General features: G+C 67.0%; 2 protein-coding genes. Both read left to right on the top strand.

The window, feature by feature from the left end; genetic code table 11:
* Positions 1-286: 286 nt before the first annotated feature.
* Complete coding sequence (gene istA, locus M878_RS90605; protein WP_023548257.1) at positions 287-1,882, top strand: IS21 family transposase; 1,596 nt, start codon at positions 287-289, stop codon at positions 1,880-1,882.
* A complete protein-coding gene (istB, locus tag M878_RS90600; RefSeq protein ID WP_023548259.1) occupies positions 1,879-2,649 on the top strand; it encodes an IS21-like element helper ATPase IstB in 771 nt (256 codons plus the stop codon). Before istA ends, istB begins: the two co-directional genes overlap by 4 nt.
* The last annotated feature ends 28 nt before the right edge of the window (positions 2,650-2,677 follow it).

Below are 2,677 nucleotides of genomic sequence, written 5' to 3'. Positions count from 1 at the left end.
ATGTTCTGCGTGATGTTGTCGCCGTAATTCCCCGCCCTGGTGTCGGCGGTTCCCCAGGGGGACGCCGGTCGTGGATGGGGATGCCGGTCACGGTCTCGGGTTGAAGATCTTTCCCCGTGTCGGGTGGTTTGTTCGACCGATAGATCCTTCTTGCGAATTGGTGGAGATCCCCTGGGGCATGCCGGTGCCGGGTTGAGGGTCCGGGCCGTCTCGGAGTCGCTGGTGTCCCTTGACCAGCGAGCCGGGAGGTCGACGGACGATCCGGATGGCAAGGAGAACATTCACCGTGACGGACATCGTGGAGATCTACGTCCACTGGTACGCGGGCCGCTCGAAGACGCAGCTGGCGGCGTCGCTGGGGCTGGACCGCAAGACGATCAGGAAGTACCTGGCGCCGGCCGAGGCGGCCGGGATCACGCCGGGCGGCCCGCCGATGAGCGAGCCCGACTGGGCGAAACTGATCAAGAGCTGGTTCCCCGAGCAGGCCAACAGGCGCTTGAATCAACTGACTTGGCCGGAGATCGAGAAGCACCGCGACTACGTGGTGGAACTGCTGAACACCTGCACGGTGACCACGATCCACCAGCGGCTGCGCGACGAGCGCAAGCTGCAGGCGGGGCTGACCTCGTTTCGCCGGTGGGTACACGAGAACCTGCCCGACGAGGCCGCCCGCGCCAAGGTCACCGTGCTGAGGGAGAACGTCGAGCCGGGCTCGGAGGCCCAGATCGACTACGGCTTCCTGGGGCAGTGGATCAACGCCAACACCGGTCGGCGGCACCGGATTTGGGCGTTCGTGATGGTGCTGCCTGCCTCCCGGCACATGTTCGTCCGCCCGGTGGCCCACATGGACCAGCACGCCTGGACACAAGCCCACGTGGAGGCGTTTCGCTACTTCGGCGGCGTCCCGCGCCGGCTGGTGCCGGACAACCTCAAGACCGGGGTCGACAAGCCGGACCTCTACGACCCGAAGATCAACAAGTCGTATGCCGAACTCGCCTCCTACTATGGGGCGTTGGTGGATCCGGCCCGGGCTTTGAAGCCGAAGGACAAGCCCAGAGTGGAGCGGCCCATGCCCTACGTCCGCGACTCCTACTGGCGCGGGCGGACGTTCACCTCGCTGGAGCACATGCAGGCCGAGGCCCTGCTCTGGTCCCGTAATGTCGCAGGTCAGCGGCAGTGCCGTCCGCTGGGCGGGGCGGCTCCCTTGGCGGTGTTCGAGTCCATCGAGGCGCCGGTGCTGCTGCCGTTGCCCGAGGCGCCGTTCGTGCTGGCGCGGTGGTCGAAGGCGACGGTCGGCCCGGACATCCACATCAAGGTCGGCCGGACCCTCTACTCGGTGCCCTGGAAGCTGATCGGCCGCCGCGTCGATGTCCGCTCCACCGCCACCATGGTGCAGGTCTTCCACGAGGGTGAACTGGTCAAGACGCACGCGGCACTTGAGCAGGGCAAACGCACCGACAAGACGGACTACCCGCCGGAGAAGATCGCCTTTCAGATGCGCACGCCGATCTGGTGTCGCGGTCAGGCATCCCAGGTCGGGGATGCCTGCCGGGAGGTGATCGACCAGCTCCTGGAGGTCAATGCCCTCTACCGGCTCCGGGCGGCCCAGGGGGTGCTCGGGCTGCGCAAGAAGTACGGCGACATCAGGCTCGAAGCCGCCTGCCGCAAGGCGATCACGGTCGGCGACCCGTCCTATCGCACCGTCAAGGGCATCCTTGTCGCCGGCACCGAGACCGACCCGGAACCCGAGACCGGAGACGGTGGCGCCTCGGCCTTCCTACACGGCCCCGAGGGCCTGTTCGCCACCGACATCCCCCTGCAGATTCCCGATGACGTCCGCGACGACCAGGGGAACGACGACGTCGAGGAGGTCGCCCGGTGAGCGTGATGACCACCGCTCTGCGTGACTCGCTCAAGATCCTGCGGCTGTCCGGGATGCTCGAGACACTCGACGCCCGCCTCACCCAGGCCCAGGGCGGCGAGCTCGGGCACCTCGATTTCCTGCAGGTTCTCTGCCAGGACGAGATCACCCGCCGTGAATCCGTTGCGCTCGAACGGCGCCTGCGGCGGGCGAAGTTCGAGCAGCAGGCCACCTTGGAGGGCTTCGACTTCAACGCCTCCCCGAAGCTACCCGCGGCCCAGATCCGCGACCTGGCGGCCCTGCGATGGCTCCACTCCGGTGAGTCCGTCATTTTGTTCGGGCCCGTCGGGGTCGGAAAGACACACGTCGCCCAGGCCCTCGGTCACCAGGCCGTCCGACAGGGCGCCAACGTCCGTTTCTCCAAGACCAGCCGGGTCCTGGCCGAGCTCGCCGGCGGCCACGCGGATCGCACCTGGGACAAGCGCATGCGCGACCTCATCCGCCCCGACCTGCTCATCCTCGATGACTTCGCCATGCGGCAGATGAACGCCTCGCAGGCCGACGATCTCTACGAGTTGGTCTCCGAGCGGCAGGGACGTTCTCTGATCATCACGAGCAACAGGGCGCCCAGCGACTGGTATCCGCTCTTCCCGAACCCCGTCGTCGCCGAGTCACTCCTCGACCGGCTGATCAACGCCAGCCACCAAGTCATCATGAACGGCCCAAGCTACCGTCCCAACAAGCGACCGAAGGGCCCCAACGGCACCCCCAAGCCCCCGACCAGCTGACTCACCGACACCCCAGGGGTGTCCCATT

The sequence above is a fragment of the Streptomyces roseochromogenus subsp. oscitans DS 12.976 genome, assembly GCF_000497445.1.
GTDB lineage: Bacteria > Actinomycetota > Actinomycetes > Streptomycetales > Streptomycetaceae > Streptomyces > Streptomyces oscitans.
Note: the sequence above shows the minus strand (reverse complement) of the source record. Positions and strands in the feature narration are given on the sequence as shown.